This is a genomic window from Mesocryomonas lacus (genome assembly GCF_055730105.2).
The window spans coordinates 680106-696498 of sequence record NZ_JBUZWF020000002.1; the positions used below are offsets into that span (position 1 = coordinate 680106).

10 protein-coding genes are annotated in these 16393 nt (G+C 67.3%); 7 read left to right on the plus strand and 3 right to left on the minus strand.

Features of this window, described 5'->3' with window-relative positions; translation table 11 throughout:
- The first annotated feature begins 38 nt into the window (after positions 1-38).
- The 4 genes from ACZLZQ_RS08230 (at position 39) to ACZLZQ_RS08245 (ending at position 5120) form a co-directional block, all read left to right on the plus strand.
- On the plus strand, positions 39-785 hold the full coding sequence (locus ACZLZQ_RS08230) for a P-loop NTPase family protein (protein WP_472948929.1): 747 nt from the start codon (positions 39-41) through the stop codon (positions 783-785).
- A gap of 393 nt (positions 786-1178) precedes the next feature.
- Positions 1179-3350, plus strand: coding sequence for an RNA degradosome polyphosphate kinase (locus ACZLZQ_RS08235; protein ID WP_472931934.1), 2172 nt, complete (start codon positions 1179-1181; stop codon positions 3348-3350).
- Entirely contained in the window at positions 3343-4860 is a 1518-nt protein-coding gene (locus ACZLZQ_RS08240; RefSeq protein ID WP_472938825.1) for a Ppx/GppA family phosphatase, read from the plus strand. Before ACZLZQ_RS08235 ends, ACZLZQ_RS08240 begins: the two co-directional genes overlap by 8 nt.
- Before the next feature lie 17 nt (positions 4861-4877).
- Positions 4878-5120 carry a hypothetical protein gene (locus ACZLZQ_RS08245; protein WP_472931508.1) on the plus strand — a complete coding sequence of 81 codons (243 nt, stop codon included), beginning with the start codon at positions 4878-4880 and terminating at the stop codon, positions 5118-5120.
- 214 nt (positions 5121-5334) lie between these two features.
- On the opposite strand, the gene rnd is transcribed toward ACZLZQ_RS08245, so the two are convergent.
- Positions 5335-6489: a ribonuclease D gene (gene rnd, locus ACZLZQ_RS08250; RefSeq protein ID WP_472948930.1), complete on the minus strand. Its 1155-nt coding sequence runs from the start codon at positions 6487-6489 to the stop codon at positions 5335-5337.
- A 196-nt stretch (positions 6490-6685) separates the two neighbouring features.
- On the opposite strand from rnd, the gene aspS reads away from it, so the two are divergent.
- Both aspS and ACZLZQ_RS08260 read left to right on the plus strand, forming a co-directional pair.
- Positions 6686-8470, plus strand: a complete 1785-nt coding sequence (aspS, locus tag ACZLZQ_RS08255) for an aspartate--tRNA ligase (RefSeq protein ID WP_472948931.1) — start codon at positions 6686-6688, stop codon at positions 8468-8470.
- A 137-nt stretch (positions 8471-8607) separates the two neighbouring features.
- Positions 8608-10125 carry a sensor domain-containing diguanylate cyclase gene (locus ACZLZQ_RS08260; RefSeq protein WP_472948932.1) on the plus strand — a complete coding sequence of 506 codons (1518 nt, stop codon included), beginning with the start codon at positions 8608-8610 and terminating at the stop codon, positions 10123-10125.
- Positions 10126-10216: 91 nt separating this feature from the next.
- Here ACZLZQ_RS08260 and ACZLZQ_RS08265 read toward each other — a convergent pair whose 3' ends face one another.
- Positions 10217-11407, minus strand: a complete 1191-nt coding sequence (locus ACZLZQ_RS08265) for an aq_1923 C-terminal domain (protein WP_472948933.1) — start codon at positions 11405-11407, stop codon at positions 10217-10219.
- A 320-nt stretch (positions 11408-11727) separates the two neighbouring features.
- Between ACZLZQ_RS08265 and parC the strand changes: the two genes are divergently transcribed.
- Positions 11728-13974, plus strand: coding sequence for a DNA topoisomerase IV subunit A (parC, locus tag ACZLZQ_RS08270; RefSeq protein WP_472948934.1), 2247 nt, complete (start codon positions 11728-11730; stop codon positions 13972-13974).
- A 172-nt stretch (positions 13975-14146) separates the two neighbouring features.
- Here the strand turns inward: parC and ACZLZQ_RS08275 are convergent, their stop codons facing one another.
- Positions 14147-16330 (minus strand): lytic transglycosylase domain-containing protein, encoded by a 2184-nt coding sequence (locus ACZLZQ_RS08275; protein ID WP_472948935.1) that lies wholly within the window; start codon positions 16328-16330, stop codon positions 14147-14149.
- Between the last annotated feature and the right edge of the window lie 63 nt (positions 16331-16393).

The following is a 16393-nucleotide window of genomic DNA, read 5'->3' on the forward strand; positions in this document are numbered from 1 at the left end:
CCGCGAGCCCGCCGCGAGTCCCAAGGATCGACCCCCGCGTGAACCCCGCCCAGCTCCCCTTCGATCTGCCGCACCGCGCCTCGCTGGCCCGGGACGATCTCATCGTCACCGACGCCAACCGGCTGGCCGTCGCCGCGATCGACAGCTGGCCGAACTGGCATCACCCGGTGCTGCTCGTCGTCGGCCCGCCCGGCTCGGGCAAGTCGCATCTGGCCGCTGCCTGGCAGGAGATGACGGGGGCGGTGCCGTTGCCGACGGAACTGTCGCGTCGCTTTGCCGTGGTGATCGACGATATCGACAGCGGCGCTCTGCCGGAGATCGAGATCTTCAAGGCGGTCAATGCCGCCCGCCTCGGCGGCGGCACGGTGCTGGCGACGGCGCGCACGCTGGCGCCGGCCATGGACCTCAAGCTTGCCGATCTCCGCTCGCGTCTGCGGGCCGCCACCACCGTGATGACGGGCACGCCCGACGAGGCGCTCCTGTCGGGCGTCCTGACCAAGCTGTTCTCCGACCGGCAGATCGCCGTCGATCCGCGCCTGGTGCAGTTCCTGGTGCTGCGGATGGAGCGCTCGCTGGAGGCGGCGAGCCGCCTGGTGGCCGCGATCGACCGCGAGGCGCTGGCATCGCGCGAGAAGATCTCGCGGGCTTTGGTGCAGCGGGTGCTCGACCGGGCGGAGTTTGCCGCAGGCCAGCGCCACATCGCCGAAACGCCGTTGGACCGCGCGAGCGAAGGCGGTCACGATGCCGTAGCGCCGCTCCGCGACATTCCGCGAATGGAGGACTGAGCCTTGGACGATCCCGTGACGCTCCCTGTCCCCAGACCCCGCATCCGTCGCCCGAGGGCTGCGACGCCCACCGTGAAACCAATAGCGGCCAAGGCGGCGCTCGGCGTCAAGCCGCGCGCCGCCGCGCGCGCCAAGGCCAAGGTGGTCGCCACCGCCAAGCGCGTCGCCGCCACGCCGAAGGCGCCGAAAGCCGAGAAGCCGGCCGCGCCGCCCCTGACGGCCTCCACCGAGATCCGTCTAGAGGATGACGCCACCGAGACGCCGAGCCCGATCGAGGTGCTGGCCGCCGTGACGGTGCCGGAGCCGGAGAAGGCGGCGGCCGAGCGGCCGCGCGCCAAGCCAAACTCGGTCGCGCGGATTGCCGAGCGGCTGGAAGCCAATTCTGCCGACGCGCTGCCGCTGATCGAGACCATCGTCTCGGCGCAGGACGAGGCGCTGCCGGCCGACCGTTTCATCAACCGCGAGATCTCCTGGTTGCAGTTCAACCGGCGGGTGCTCGACGAGTCGCAGAACACTGCCCATCCGCTGCTGGAGCGCGTGCGCTTCCTATCGATCTCGGCCGGCAATCTCGACGAGTTCTTCATGGTGCGCGTCGCCGCGATCGCCGCCCAGGTGCGCGAGAAGATCACGCTGCGCAGCGACGACGGCCTGACCCCGCAGGAGCAGCTCGACCATATCCTGCAGGAGGTCGGCCGGCTGCAGGAGGAGCAGCAGGCCTCGCTCGCCGATCTCGTCAAGGAACTGCGCGCCGAGAAGATCCTGATCGTCGGCGCGGGAGACCTGAAGAAGGACGACCGTGCCTGGCTGGAGCAGCACTTCGCCGACTCCATCTTCCCGGTGCTGACGCCGCTGTCGATCGACCCGGCGCACCCGTTCCCCTTCATTCCGAACCTCGGCTTCTCGATCGCGCTGGCGCTGGTGCGCGAGCGCGACTCGCAGCGGATGAATGCGCTGCTGCGCCTGCCGGTCGCGCTGCCGCGCTTCGTCGAGCTGCCGCCGAACGATCTCGGCCTGCGCTTCGTGCCGCTGGAAAGTGTCGTTGCGCTGTTCATCGGCCGGCTGTTCCCCGGCTACCGCGTGCGCGGCGCCGGCACCTTCCGGCTGATCCGCGATAGCGACATCGAGGTCGAGGAGGAGGCGGAAGACCTCGTGCGGCTGTTCGAATCCGCTCTGAAGCGCCGCCGCCGCGGCCAGGTGATCCGCATCGAGTTCGATTCGATCATGCCGGAGGACCTGCGCGCCTTCGTCGCCAACCAGCTGGAGGTTCCGGACAACCGCGTCTCGGTGATGGACGGCATGCTGGCGCTGGATTCGGTGTCGCAGATCGTCCGCTGTCCGCGCGAGGACCTGAAGTTCACGCCCTACATCCCGCGCTTCCCCGAGCGCATCCGCGAGCACAATGGCGACTGCTTCGCGGCCATCCGCGAGAAGGACATCATCGTCCACCACCCCTACGAATCCTTCGACGTGGTGGCGCAGTTCCTCCGGCAGGCGGCGCTCGACCCGAACGTCATCGCGATCAAGCAGACGCTCTACCGGACCTCGAACGACAGCCCGATCGTCCGGGCCCTGATCGATGCGGCCGAGTCCGGCAAGTCGGTGACGGCGCTGGTCGAGCTGAAGGCGCGCTTCGACGAGGAGGCCAACATCAAGTGGGCGCGCGATCTCGAGCGCGCCGGCGTCCAGGTCGTCTTCGGCTTCATCGAGAAGAAGACGCACGCGAAGCTCTCGCTCGTCGTGCGGCGCGAGGAGGGTAAGCTCGTCAACTTCGTCCACATCGGCACCGGCAACTACCACCCGATCACGGCGAAGATCTACACCGACCTCTCCTACTTCACGACCGACGCCGACATCGCGCACGACGTCCTTCTCGTGTTCAACTACATCACCGGCTATGCCGAGCCGCAGGACCTGCACAAGCTCGCCGTCTCGCCGCTGAACATGCGCAAGCGCATCCTCGACGGCATTGCCGCGGAGGTCGCGCATGTGAAGGCGGGGCGGACCGGCCAAATCTGGATGAAGATGAACTCGCTGGTCGATGCCAAGATCATCGACGCGCTCTACCGGGCGAGCCAGGCCGGCGTCGAGATCGACCTCATCGTGCGCGGCATCTGCTGCCTGCGGCCGCGCGTGCCGGGCCTCTCCGACAACATCCGCGTCAAGTCGATCGTCGGCCGCTTCCTCGAGCACAGCCGCATCTTCTGCTTCGGCAACGGCTTCGGCTTGCCGTCCGAACAGGCCCTCGTCTATATGGGCTCGGCCGACATGATGCCGCGCAACCTCGACCGGCGGGTCGAGACCATGGTGCCGATCACCAATCCAACGGTGCACAGCCAGATCCTGTCGCAGATCATGCTGGGCAACATCCTCGACAACCAGCAGAGCTGGTCGGTCCTGTCCGATGGAACCTCCCGCCGCATCGCCGTCGCCGATGGCGAGCAGCCCTTCAACACCCAGCGTTACTTCATGACCAATCCGAGCCTGTCCGGGCGCGGCAAGGCCTTGAAGTCGGACGCCCCGAGATTGATTGCCAGACAGCGTGCGGAACATTCCCGATTTGACTGATACCCCCGTCCAAGGCCGGCTTGCAGGGCGTGAGCCCGTGGGCGTGGTCGACATCGGCTCGAACTCCGTTCGCCTCGTGATCTACGAGGGCAACACCCGCTCGCTGACCGTGCTGTTCAACGAGAAGGTGCTGTCGGGGCTCGGCAAGGGCCTGGCGCAGAGCAAGCGGCTGGACGAGAAGTCGGTCGCGAGCGCCTTGTCGGCGCTGTCGCGCTTCCGCGCGCTGGCGGCGCAGGCGGGCGTCACCGCGCTCTACCCGATCGCCACTGCCGCCGCCCGCGAGGCGACCAATGGGCCGGACTTCATCGCCGCGGCGGAAGCGGCGATCGGCTGCCCGATCCGCATCCTCTCGGGTGCCGACGAGGCGCATTTCGCCGCCGAGGGCGTCATCGCCGGCTTCCACGCGCCGGATGGCATTGCCGGCGATCTCGGCGGCGGCAGCCTCGAGCTCGTCGACGTCGCCAATGGTGCGATCGGCAAGGGCCTGACGCTGCCGCTCGGCGGCCTTCGCCTGCAGGATCTCTCGGGCAACGACATCGCCAAGGCGCGCCGCATCGCGGACAAGGAGGTCGGCAACTCGGCGCTGGCCGGGGCCGGCGAGGGGCGCCCGTTCTTCGCCGTCGGCGGGACCTGGCGCAACCTCGCGAAACTCCACATGGAGCAGGCCCGCTACCCGCTGCACGTGATGCACGGCTACGAGATCCCGAGCGCCGACTGGACCGGCTTCCTCGAGGCCGTCGCCAAGGGAGACCCGGAGGCGCTGCCGGGCATCGCCGCCGTCTCCCGCAGCCGCCGTGCGCTGCTCGCTTTCGGCGCGGTGACGCTGCAGAGCGTCATCAAATACGTGAAGCCGTCGAGCATTATCCTCTCCGCCCTCGGCGTGCGCGAGGGTTTTCTGCATTCGCTGCTGCCGGATGCCGAGCGTTCCAAGGATCCGCTGATCGAGGCGGCGCTGGAGCTCGCAATCCTGCGCTCGCGCTCGCCGCGCCATTCCGTCGAGCTCGTCGACTGGAGCCGTCGCAGCTTCGAGACGCTCGGCATCGACGAGACGCCGCAGGAGGAACGCCTGCGCGAGGCGGCCTGTCTTCTCGCCGACATCGGCTGGCGGGCGCATCCCGACTATCGCGGCAAGCAGAGCCTGTCGATCATCGCCCACGCCGCCTTTCCGGCGATCGACCATCAGGGCCGCGCCTTCCTCGGCCTCACCAACTACTACCGGCACGAGGGCAATTTCGGCCCGCCCGGCATGCAGGAAATCGAGAACCTCCTGACGCCGCGGCTGCTGCAGCGCGCCCGCGTCCTCGCCGCGCTGTTCCGCGTGACCTACCTCCTCACCGCCTCGATGCCGGGCCTCCTGCCACGGCTGAACTGGACCCAGGATCCGCGTGGCGGCTTCGCGCTGATGCTGCCGGAAGACCTTGCCGGCCTGACCGGCGAGCGTCCTGAAGCGCGCCTCGATCACTTCGCCAAGGTCGTCGAGCGCACGCTCCGGCTCGACGTCCTGCGCTAGATCAGGGGGAGGGCGACGTGCTGAAGTTCCTGTCGCTAGCCGTCGGGGTGGGGATCGGCGTCGCGGTGTTCATGACCGCGCAGTGGTACTGGTACGTCACGCGCGGCGCGAACCCGCACGACGATACCGGAACGATGCTGAACGAGCTGATGCCGGGGCCGATGAACGAATGGGGGTGCGCGCAGCTGCAGCTGCGGTTTCCGCAGACGACGGCGCCGAAGGGGTGCCGGGCGGGTGATGGGGTGAGCTGGCGGGGGTAGTCTCGCGACGGCTTTCACGGTGAAGTTCGTCATCCTCGGCCGCAGGCCGGGGGGCCCATGCCGCAACTTTATTTGAGCCTCGTTCGGAGCCGGAATTGCCTTCACCATCGCATCGGCATGGGTCCCCGCGCTGCGCGCGAGGATGACGACGGGAGGGGCCTTGGCACCTCAAAGGTCAGCGTGGTGCCCCAAAGCCCAACCGTAAGTCCGCATTCTACCTCAGCGCGACCACCGCCACCTTGCGGTCCCGGAAGCAAAGCGCGGCCTTGCCATCCAGCAGCTCGAGCGCGCGATCGCCGAAGATCTTGCGGCGCCAGCCGGACATGGCGGGGATGTCGGCGTCGGCGCCCTTGGCAGCGAGATGCTCGAGGTCGTCGCCCGAGGCGATCATCTTGCCGGCCACGCCCTCCTGCTCGACGACGATTTTCAGCAGCACTTTCAGGAACTCGACCGCGGCGGCTGTGCCTTCCGGCAGGTTCGGCATCTTCGGCAGCGGCGGCAGGTCGGCTTTCGGGATCGCCATCGCCCGCTCGATCGCGGCGAGGATTTCCTTGCCGTTCGACGAGCGCTCGAAGCCTTTCGGGATGGTGCGCAAGCGGGCGAGCGTCTGCTCGTCGCGAGGCTGCTGCTGCGCGATCTCGAAGATCGTGTCGTCCTTCAGGATTCGCCCGCGCGGCTGGTCGCGGTTGCGCGCCTCGCGCTCGCGCCAGGCGGCAACTTCCTTCAGCACCGCGAGCTCGAGCGGCTTGCGGACCCGTAGCTTCAGGCGGCGCCAGGCGTCGTCCGGGTGGAGGTCGTAGGTCTCGGGGTTCGACAGCACCGCCATTTCCTCGTCGGCCCAGCGCTCGCGCCCTTCGGCGGTGATGCGGGCGACGAGCACCTTATAGACGTCGCGGAGATAGGTGACGTCGGCCAGCGCATAGTGCAGCTGCTGCTCGGACAGCGGCCGGCGGCGCCAGTCGGTGAAGCGGGAGGTCTTGTCGATCCGCCCGTCGCTGGTGCGCGCGACCAGCTGGTCGTAGGCGATCGATTCGCCGAAGCCGCAGACCATGGCGGCAATCTGGGTGTCGAACAGCGGCTTCGGCAAGAGGCCGCCGAGCTTGTAGACGATCTCCAGATCCTGCCGCGCGGCGTGGAAGACCTTGATGACGCGTTCGTCCCGCATCAGATCGAAGAACGGCGCGAGATCAATGCCGGGTGCCAGGGGGTCGACGATCACCGCCAGCGTGTCGGACGCCATCTGGATCAGGCAGAGCTCCGGCCAGAACGTCGTTTCCCGGATGAACTCGGTGTCGACGGTGACGAAGGGGGCTTCGGCAAGGATGCGGCAGGCCTCAGCAAGGCCCTCGGTCGTGGTAATAGGCTCCATGATCCTTGCATAGCCGAAGTACGGGCAAAGGCGAACCGATTCCGCGCGGTCATCCCGCCGCATGCCGGCGGCGCGAATCTTGACAGCGCTGGGGTGCCGTGCGCTTTTCCGCCGAAATCAGGACAAGCCCCCGATCGGGTCCGCCAGCGGCGGCGCAACGGCGCCCCCGTTCGGCAAAAGCCAGGAAGAACACGCCATGCACCGCTACCGCAGCCACACCTGCGCCGCCCTCCGCGAGGAGAATGTCGGCCAGACGGTCCGGCTCTCCGGCTGGGCTCACCGCGTCCGCGACCATGGCGGCCTGCTGTTCATCGACCTGCGCGACCATTACGGCCTGACCCAGATCGTCATCGATCCCGATTCGCCGGCCTTCGCCGTTGCCGAGACGATTCGCGCCGAATGGGTGGTGCGGGTGACCGGCACGGTGATGGCGCGCAGCCCCGAGACCGCCAACGCGAAGCTCCCGACCGGCCAGGTCGAGCTCTTCGCCGAGGACATCGAGGTGCTGTCGACCTCGAAGGAACTGCCGCTGCCGGTGTTCGGCGACCAGGACTACCCGGAAGACGTGCGCCTGAAGTACCGCTTCCTCGACCTCCGCCGCGAGACGCTGCACCGGAACATCATGCGCCGGACCCAGATCATCGCCGCCATGCGCCGGCGGATGACGGAGCAGGCCTTCACCGAATTCTCGACGCCGATCCTCACGGCCTCCTCGCCGGAGGGCGCGCGCGACTTCCTGGTGCCGAGCCGTATCCACCAGGGCAAGTTCTACGCGCTGCCGCAGGCGCCGCAGCAGTACAAGCAGCTGATCATGATGTCGGGCTTCGACCGCTACTTCCAGATCGCGCCCTGCTTCCGCGACGAGGACCCGCGCGCCGACCGTCTGCCGGGCGAGTTCTACCAGCTCGACGTCGAGATGAGCTTCGTCGAGCAGGAGGACATCTTCCAGACCATGGAGCCGGTGATCCGCGGCGTGTTCGAGGATTTCGCCGACGGCAAGCCGGTGACGCAGACCTTCGAGCGCATCCCCTATGCCGAGGCCATCCGCAAGTACGGCTCCGACAAGCCGGACCTGCGCAACCCGATCGAGATGTCGGCCGTCACCGAGCATTTCGCCGGCTCCGGCTTCAAGGTGTTCGCCGGCATGATCGCCGCCGACCCGGAAGTCGAGATCTGGGCGATCCCGGCCAAGACCGGCGGCAGCCGCGCCTTCTGCGACCGGATGAACTCCTGGGCGCAAGGCCAAGGCCAGCCGGGCCTTGGCTACATCTTCTGGCGCGAGGAAGAAGGCAAGATCAACGGTGCCGGCCCGCTCGCCAAGAACATCGGCGAGGAGCGCACCGAGGCGCTGCGCGTCCAGCTGGGCCTTGGCGCGGGCGACGCCTGCTTCTTCGTCGCCGGCAAGCCGAAGACCTTTGCCAGCTTTGCGGGCGCGGCGCGCACGCAGGTCGGCGAAGAGCTGAACCTCGTCGACCGCGACCAGTTCAAGCTCGCCTGGATCATCGACTTCCCGTTCTACGAATGGGACGAGGACAACAAGAAGGTCGACTTCGCGCACAACCCGTTCTCGATGCCGCAGGGCGGCATGGAGGCGCTGGAGACGCAGGAGCCGCTGAGCCTGAAGGCCTTCCAGTACGACATCGTCTGCAACGGCTTCGAGATCGCCTCGGGTGGCATCCGCAACCAGCAGACCGAGACCATGGTCAAGGCCTTCGAGATCGCCGGCTACAGCCGGGCCGAGGTCGAGGAGCGTTTTGGCGGCCTCTACCGCGCCTTCCAGTACGGCGCCCCGCCGCATGGCGGCATGGCGGCCGGTGTCGACCGCATCGTCATGCTTCTCTGCGGCGTCAAGAACCTCCGCGAAATCACCATGTTCCCGATGAATCAGCAGGCCTACGACCTCCTGATGAACGCGCCGAACGAAGCCTCGCCCACCCAGATGCGGGAACTCGGCCTGCGCGTGACAGCGCCGGCGAAGTAGGCGTCGACGGCGCCGCCCGGAGAGAGGTCCAGCGAAGGGAAAAGGTGCGACCGCTTCCTTAATAATAAGGATGATAGTTGTTCAGTGCGCCTTGCTGCGGCGCACAACGGCGACAACAGCGGGTGATGGACAGGGGCATGACGGCATTCCGGCAGGATGAAGGACAGGTGGTGCCCGAGGCACCCGACCTCGGCTTCATGGACATGACGCCGGTGCCGCTGTGGCTGGAGGACTTCTCCAAGGTCCGCGCGCTGTTCGACAGCTGGCGCGAGGAGGGCGTCGAGGATCTTGCGGCCTTCCTCGCCGAGGATCTCGACCGCGTCCGGCGCTGCATGGGGCTGATCGAGGTCGTCACGGTGAACCGGCGCACGCTGCAGCTGTTCGGCGCGCGGGACCTGCCGCATCTCGTCGAGAACCTTGCGAAGGTCTTTGCCGACGAGCATCCGGAGGTCCACATCCAGGAACTCCAGCAGCTCTGGAGCGGCGAGACCGACTTCATCAGTCGGGCCGTCAACTACACGCTCTCGGGACGGCGCCTCGACATCCAGCTGAAGGGCCAGATCCTGTCCGGCCACGAGCGCGACTGGCGCCGCATTCTCATCGCCACCGAGGACGTCACCGAGCGGGAGGAGGCGCGCCGCCTCGCCGATCTCAGCAAGAATTACGCGCGCGGCCTGTTCGACCATTCGCCGGTGTCGCTGTGGGTCGAGGACTTCTCCTCGGTGAAGAGCCTGATCGAGGGCGTGCGCGACCAGGGCGTCACCGACTTCCGCACCTTCGTCGACGTGCACCCGGAGTTCATCACCCGCTGCCTCAGCGAAATCCGCGTCATCGACGTCAACCGCCACACGCTCGAGCTGTTTCGCGCGCCCGACAAGGCGACGCTCTACAAGCGCCTCGGCGACGTCTTTCGCGACGCGATGACGCAACACTTCAAGGAGCAGCTGGTCGACCTCTGGCAAGGCAAGCTGTTCCAGCAGCGAGAGGTGGTAAACTACTCGCTGGACGGCGATGAGCTCTACCTCCACATGCAGTTCTCGGTGCTGCCAGGGCGCGAGCGCGACTGGTCGCAGGTGCAGGTGGCGCTGACCGACATCACCGCGCGCAAGAAGGCCGAGGCCTATCTCGAATATCTCGGCAAGCACGAAGTGCTGACCAAGCTCTTCAACCGCTCCTTCTTCGTCGACGAGATGAACCGGCTCGAGCGCATCGGACCCTACCCCGTGACCGTCCTCATCGCCGACATGAACGGGCTGAAGACGGTGAACGACGAGCTCGGGCACGCCGCCGGCGATGCCATGCTGCGCCGCGCCGGCGAGGTGCTGAACGAACTGGTGAAGAAGCCGCAGCATGCCTGCCGCATCGGCGGCGACGAGTTCGCCATCCTGATGCCAGGCTGCGACGAGAATGAAGGGCAGGCGATGATCGAGAACATCGAGAAGCTCGTTGCCGTCAACAACCAGTTCTATACCGGCAGCACGCTCTCCTTCGCCATCGGCGCGGCGACCGCCAAGGCCGGCGAGCGGCTGGAAGAGGCGGTGAAGCGCGCCGATCTCGAAATGTACCGGCAGAAGCGCGAGTTCTATTCCACCGAGGCGAGCGACCGGCGGAGCGGGGACGCGCCGAGAAGCCCGGGCATCGGCCTCATTCCCTGACGGCTGGCCGTGCTGCCGGACCCATCAGAGTGCAGAAGGCCGCCGCGGATCACCGCGGCGGCCTTCTTCGTTTCAGGTCTGCGTCGGACCTTTATTCGTCGACGCCATTGGCGACGACGCCGAGCGACAGCACGGTCGGCAGCGTCTGCGGCGCGCCCATGGCGGCACCCATGATCTGCGTGGCGGGGACCGGTGCGTCCGGATCGACCGAGATCGTCAGCGACTTCGGGTCCTTCAGGAAGGTGGTGACGGCGGTCGTCACCTCGTTCTGGAATTCCGGGTTCTGCAGCGAGGCGAGCACGGCCGGCATCATGCCGCTGATCCCGTCGATCAGCTGCTCCTTGGTCTGCCCGTTCTGCTTGGCGTAGTAGTCCAGCAGCTTGTTGGTCAGCGAATCGTCGGTGAAATCGAGCTGCATCGAGGCGATGCTGAGCTGCGAGACAAGGCCGATGATCGCCATGCCGGAGTTCTGCGCGCCCGCTGGATCCGCCGCCATTTGCTCCTGGATCTGCTGCAGCGATTTCGAGAAGGCCGAGGTGTAGCCGTTCAGCTGGAAGGCGAAGGACAGCTTGCCGGCGTTCTCGACGGTCAGCTCGAACGGGTCGAGGCTCAGCTCGCCGGTCTTCGGATCCCAGGAACTGTCGGTCGAGCCGTTGCCGCTGAGCTGCGAATAGCCGATCGCCTGCATCGTGCGGGTCGTGTCATCCGCCGGCATCCCGGCGAAATCGATCATGAAGTCGCCGAGGGTGAAGGACGAGGCGATCTCGCCGCTGTCCGCGGTCACCGAATTGGTGATGTCGGTGCCGCTCAGCGAGAACAGATTGTTGCCGCCTTCCGTGACCTTGACCGACTGGATCGACGCGCTGTCGAAATAGTACTGCGCCTCGCCCGGCAGCTTCGACGGCCCTTCCGATCCGGCGAGCTGCAAGCCCTCGACCACCATGCCGGTGACCGATGCTTCCTTGCTGCCCTCAGCCTTCTTGAAGTCGGCGAAGGGAACGCGCGCGACGGTCCAGCCCTCGGCGGAAGAGCCGGTGACGTTCTCGAAGGTGATGTCGCCGACATTGGCGGCGTCCGCGCCGGCGCCGAGCGTCACGCCCTTCAAGACGACATTCTCGCCGACCGATTCGGCCCCGGCGAAGTTGATCGGCGCACCGGTCTTGGCGCCGATCGCCTGAAGCCGATCGGCGAACGCCTGCGCGTCGGCGGCAAGCACGCTGGTCGAGCCGGCGAGCACGAGCGCGAGGCTGGCGATGAGCCGCTTGGAATGGGTGGCGATCATGGAAAACCTCTACATCGTTTGGGTTGGATGGGCTTCTGGGCGCCGATCGTGTCGGAGTGGCGGCATTGGCACGGGAAATGGCCGTCTGCGGGCAGGCGGCAAGGTTGTAAGGCGAAATCGCCGTCCTGACCATCGCGGCCACTGCGGCTATCGTGAGTTGTCGAACTCCGGAACTGCTGCTTCACCGGACGGCCCTCGAACCGTCAAGCCGCGATCCGTCTGCATGGCTAATTCTTTCAAACCGACTTGGCAGCAACCGACGGTGGATATTCGCTGTTCCGTTCTTGTTCTTGTCCAGCCGCTGCTCTAAAGGCGATGGCATGGGCAAGGCAGCGGATCCGCCAGCGGGCGGCGGCGATATCGAACCGGTCGACCTGAAGGTCGCTCTCGAGGAGCGGTACCTCGCCTATGCGCTGTCGACCATCATGGGCCGCGCGCTGCCGGATGTCCGCGATGGGCTGAAGCCGGTGCACCGCCGCATCGTTCACGCCATGCGCGTGCTGCGGCTCGACCCCGGTCAAGGCTACAAGAAGTCGGCGCGCATCGTCGGCGACGTCATGGGCAAGTTCCACCCGCACGGCGACGCCTCGATCTACGACGCGCTGGTGCGGCTCAGCCAGGATTTCGCGATCCGCTATCCGCTGATCGACGGCCAGGGCAATTTCGGCAATATCGACGGCGATAGCGCGGCGGCCATGCGCTACACCGAAGCGAGGATGACCGACGTCGCCATGCTGCTGCTGCGCGGCATCGATGAGAACGCCGTCGACTTCCGCCCGACCTACAACGAGGAGGACCAGGAGCCGATCGTGCTGCCGGGCGCCTTCCCGAACCTCCTCGCCAACGGCTCGGCCGGCATCGCCGTCGGCATGGCGACCTCGATCCCGCCGCACAACGCCGCCGAACTCTGCGAGGCAGCCCTCCGTCTGATCGACAAGCCCGATAGCGACATCGACGACCTCATGCGCTTCGTCGAGGGACCGGACTTCCCGACCGGCGGCATCATCGTCGACAGCCGGGCCTCGATCCGCGAGGCCTATGCCACCGGCCGCGGCTCGTTTCGCGTCCGCGCCCGCTGGGAGAAGGAAGACCAGGGGAGGGGCGGCTACGTCATCGTGGTCACCGAAATCCCCTACCAGGTGCAGAAGTCGCGGCTGATCGAGAAGATCGCCGACCTTCTGATGGCCAAGAAGCTGCCGCTCCTCGGCGACATCCGCGACGAGTCGGCGGAAGACGTGCGCGTGGTGATCGAGCCGAAGAGCCGCGGCGTGCCGCCCGAGCTTCTGATGGAATCGCTGTTCCGCCTCACCGATCTCGAGGCGCGTATTCCGCTCAACATGAACGTCCTCTCCGGCGGCAAGATTCCGCGGGTGATGAGTCTGCGCGACGTCTTGGTCGAATGGCTGGCGCACCAGCGCGAGGTGCTGCTGCGGCGCGCGCGCTTCCGGCTGGACCAGATCGAGCGGCGGCTGGAGATCCTCTCCGGCTACCTCATCGCCTTCCTCAACCTCGACGAGGTCATCCGCATCATCCGGACCGAGGACGAGCCGAAGCCGGTGCTGATCCAGACGTTCACGCTGACCGAGGTACAGGCCGAGGCGATCCTCAACATGCGCCTGCGCTCGCTGCGCAAGCTCGAGGAGTTCGAGCTGAAGCGCGAATACGATACGCTGGCCGAGGAAAAGGCCGCGAAGGAGGCACTGCTCGCCTCGCCCGAGCAGCAGTGGTCGGCCATTGCCGCGGAAGTGCGCGAGGTCGGCAAGACCTTCTCCAAGCGCACCAAGCTCGGCAAGCGCCGCACCACCTTCGCCGACGCGCCGGTCCACAATCTCGATGACCTCAACGTCGCCTTCATCGAGCGCGAGCCGGTCACCGTCGTCCTCTCGAAGAAGGGCTTTCTGCGCAGCCTGAAGGGGCACGTCACCGATCTCTCGACGCTGACCTTCAAGGAAGGCGACGGACTGAAGCTCGGCTTCCCCGCGCAGACGACGGACAAGATCGTGTTCCTCTCGACCGACGGGCGCGCCTACACCATCGGCGCCGACAAGCTCGCCGGTGGGCGCGGACAAGGCGAGCCCATCCGCCTCGCCTTCGAGCTGGAGGACGCCGCCGACATCGCGCTCGGCTTCGTCTCCGTCGCCAACCGTAACCGCTTGATGGTCTCGTCCGACGGCTACGGCTTCGTGGTGGCGGAGGGCGACATGCTGTCCTCGACCCGCAAGGGCAAGCAGCTCCTGAACCTTGCCGCGCCCGCGACCCTGGTGATGGCGCCGCCGGCCGAGGGCGACACGGTCGCGGTCGTCGGCGAGAACCGCAAGATGATCGTCTTCCCGTTGATCCAGGTGCCGGCCATGGTCCGCGGCAAGGGCGTCCGGCTACAGCGTTACAAGGAGGGCGGCCTCTCTGATCTCCGCGTCTTCACCCTCGCCGACGGCCTCACCTGGCAAGGCGCCGGCGGCCGCAGCTTCACCCGCACGCCGGAGGAGCTGTTCGAATGGCGGACGGACCGGGCGCTGGCCGGGCGGCTGGTGCCGAACGGGTTCCCGAAGAGCAATAAGTTCGGGTAGGCTTCCAAATGTCATTTTCGCGAAGGCTGGCGAGGCCCACCCCCCTCTGCCTGCCGGCATCTCCCCCTCAAGGGGGGAGATCGAGCACGTCACGGTTTCCGGTCACCGATCTCCCCACTTGAGGGGGAGATGCCCGGCAGGGCAGAGGGGGGCAGCTACCCCCGCTGCCTGCTTACCCCCGCCGTCCCATCACCAGATCCCGCTCGATGCTGGCATCAGCGCCGAGCCGCATCTTGTAGACCTGGTAGTTCTCCATCACGCGCTGGACGTAGTTGCGCGTCTCGGTGAAGGGGATGCGCTCGACCCAGTCGACGACCTCGTCGATCGACTTGCCGCGGGGGTCGCCGAAGCGCTCGACCCATTCGCGGGCGCGCCGTGGGCCGGCATTGTAGGCGATGAAGGTGAGGACGTAGGAGCCGGAGAAGTTGTCGATCTGCTCGCCGAGGAAGCGCGCGCCAAGCGTCGCGTTGTAGCCGGGATCGGTGGTGAGGCGGGCGAGCGAGAAGCCGAGGCCGGCCTTGGCGGCGACGGACTTCGCCGTGCCCGGCATCAGCTGGAGGAGGCCGAGCGCGCCGGCGCCGGACCGGGCGCCGGGGTTGAACTCGCTCTCCTGCCGCGCGATCGCATAGGCCAGCGCCTTGCCGGAGGCCGAGATGTTGGCGGTCTGCGGGATGACGCCGATCGGGAAGGCGAGCGCCGGCGCGTCGACGCCGCGGTTGTTGGCTTGCTTGCCGACCTTCAGCGCCATGTAGTAGTCGCCGCGCCGCTCGGCCATCGCGGCCAGCATCGCGAGCTCGCCCGGGCTGTCCAGCTCGTCGGCGAGCGCGCGGTAGAGGACATTGGCGCGGCTCTCGAGGTCGAGCTGCTCCAGCCGCTTGATCGCCCGCACCGGCTCGCGACTCTCGAAGCGCTGGCGCTCGGCGCCGGACGGCTTGGGATAGGACACCTGCTGCGGCCGCGCGCCGATCTTGGCGGTAGCGAGCTGGCCGTAATAGGTGCTGGGGTAGCTCGCCGCACGGCCGTAATACTTCGCGGCATTGCCGGAGCCGGCGGCTTCGGCGGTGCGGCCGAGCCAGTAATAGGCGCGCGACTGCGACAGCGGCCGATTGGACATTTCGGCGATGCGGGCGAAATGCTTGCCGGCGGTGCGAGTGTCTTTCAGGAAGCTGAGGGCGATCCAGCCGGCGTGGAACTCGGCCTCCGCCGCATCGGCGGGGTTCTCGGCCGAATGTGCCGAGGCAACGCGGTAGGCGTCCTTGGTGCGGCCAAGGTCGAGGAGATCGCGGGCGACGATGCGCCGCTCGTTCCACCAGGCGTCGGGATCGACCAGTGAGGCACTGTCCTGGGGTGCCGACAGCATGGTGGCGGCAGCCTGCTCGACCTTGCCTTGCTTCCGCAGCACCTCGACCAAAGCGTAGATATAGCCGGGATCGGAGCGCTGGCCGGCGGGAACCGCGGCCAGGAGCTTGCTGGCATTGACATCGCCGCGCACCGCCGCGGCGCGGGCGGCAAACAGCCGCTCGGAATTGGCCAGCGTCTTCATCCGCTCGGCGTCGGAGATCCACTCCTTGTAGAGCAGCATGTCCATGCGGCGCTTGTGGTCGGTCCGCGTCAGCAGCGGCCCGAACTGCGTCATGATCCGCCCCTCGAGGTTGCGGTCGAGACGCTCGGTCTGCCAGACGCGGGCGATGATCTTCTTGGCGTCGCCCGGACGACCGGTTTCGATCAGCGCGCGGGCGATCGCCATGGCGCCTTCCGGCGTCTCCGGCTGGCTGCCGGCGAAGGCGTTGATGACGTTCGAGGCGGAGGGCTGCTCGCGGTAGAGAGCGCGCTCGGAATTGGCGCGCAGCTTCTTCATGCCCGGCCAGCCCTTGAGCTCGGCCGAGGCACGGGCGATGTCGGCGGCCGGCACGTCCTTGCCGCCGTTCAGCGCGATCGCCCAGGTCAGGATCTGACGGTCGAGCGCACGGGCGGGCATGCCCTCGCGGATCGAACGTGCCTTGCGCAGATCGCCCGACGAGACAGCGGTGAGGCCGTCCTTCAGCTCGCCATTGATGGCGCGGATGTCGCTCGGGCGGGCCGAGATCGCGGAGATCGAGGCGGTGAAGGCGCTGGCGCTAGTGTCGACGTTCTCCGGCATCGCCGAGGGACGCGGCGCCAGCACCGGGTTGGGCGCACGGGCCGGGGTTCCGCCAAAGCGGGACGGATCCATCGCGACGCCGCTGTCGCGCCCCATCGGGCGCAGCGTCGGCATCGGACCGGCCGGCGGCAAGGTCTGGGCGACCGCCGCCTCGCAGAGCAGCGTGAGCATCAGCCCCTTGAGGATCAAGCTCTTGGCGAATGCCTGCGCGGTCATGGCAACCTTTCGAAGGGCGATCCTGTCAGGATCGGCCCCATCCCCGGGGGAGTAATGTTATGG

Coding starts and splice junctions, on each gene's coding strand:
- rnd (WP_472948930.1), bottom strand. CDS start 6,489: ATGGAGCCTATTACCACGACCGAGGGCCTTGCTGAGGCCTGCCGCATC.
- aspS (WP_472948931.1), top strand. CDS start 6,686: ATGCACCGCTACCGCAGCCACACCTGCGCCGCCCTCCGCGAGGAGAAT.
- ACZLZQ_RS08260 (WP_472948932.1), top strand. CDS start 8,608: ATGACGGCATTCCGGCAGGATGAAGGACAGGTGGTGCCCGAGGCACCC.
- ACZLZQ_RS08265 (WP_472948933.1), bottom strand. CDS start 11,407: ATGATCGCCACCCATTCCAAGCGGCTCATCGCCAGCCTCGCGCTCGTG.
- parC (WP_472948934.1), top strand. CDS start 11,728: ATGGGCAAGGCAGCGGATCCGCCAGCGGGCGGCGGCGATATCGAACCG.
- ACZLZQ_RS08275 (WP_472948935.1), bottom strand. CDS start 16,330: ATGACCGCGCAGGCATTCGCCAAGAGCTTGATCCTCAAGGGGCTGATG.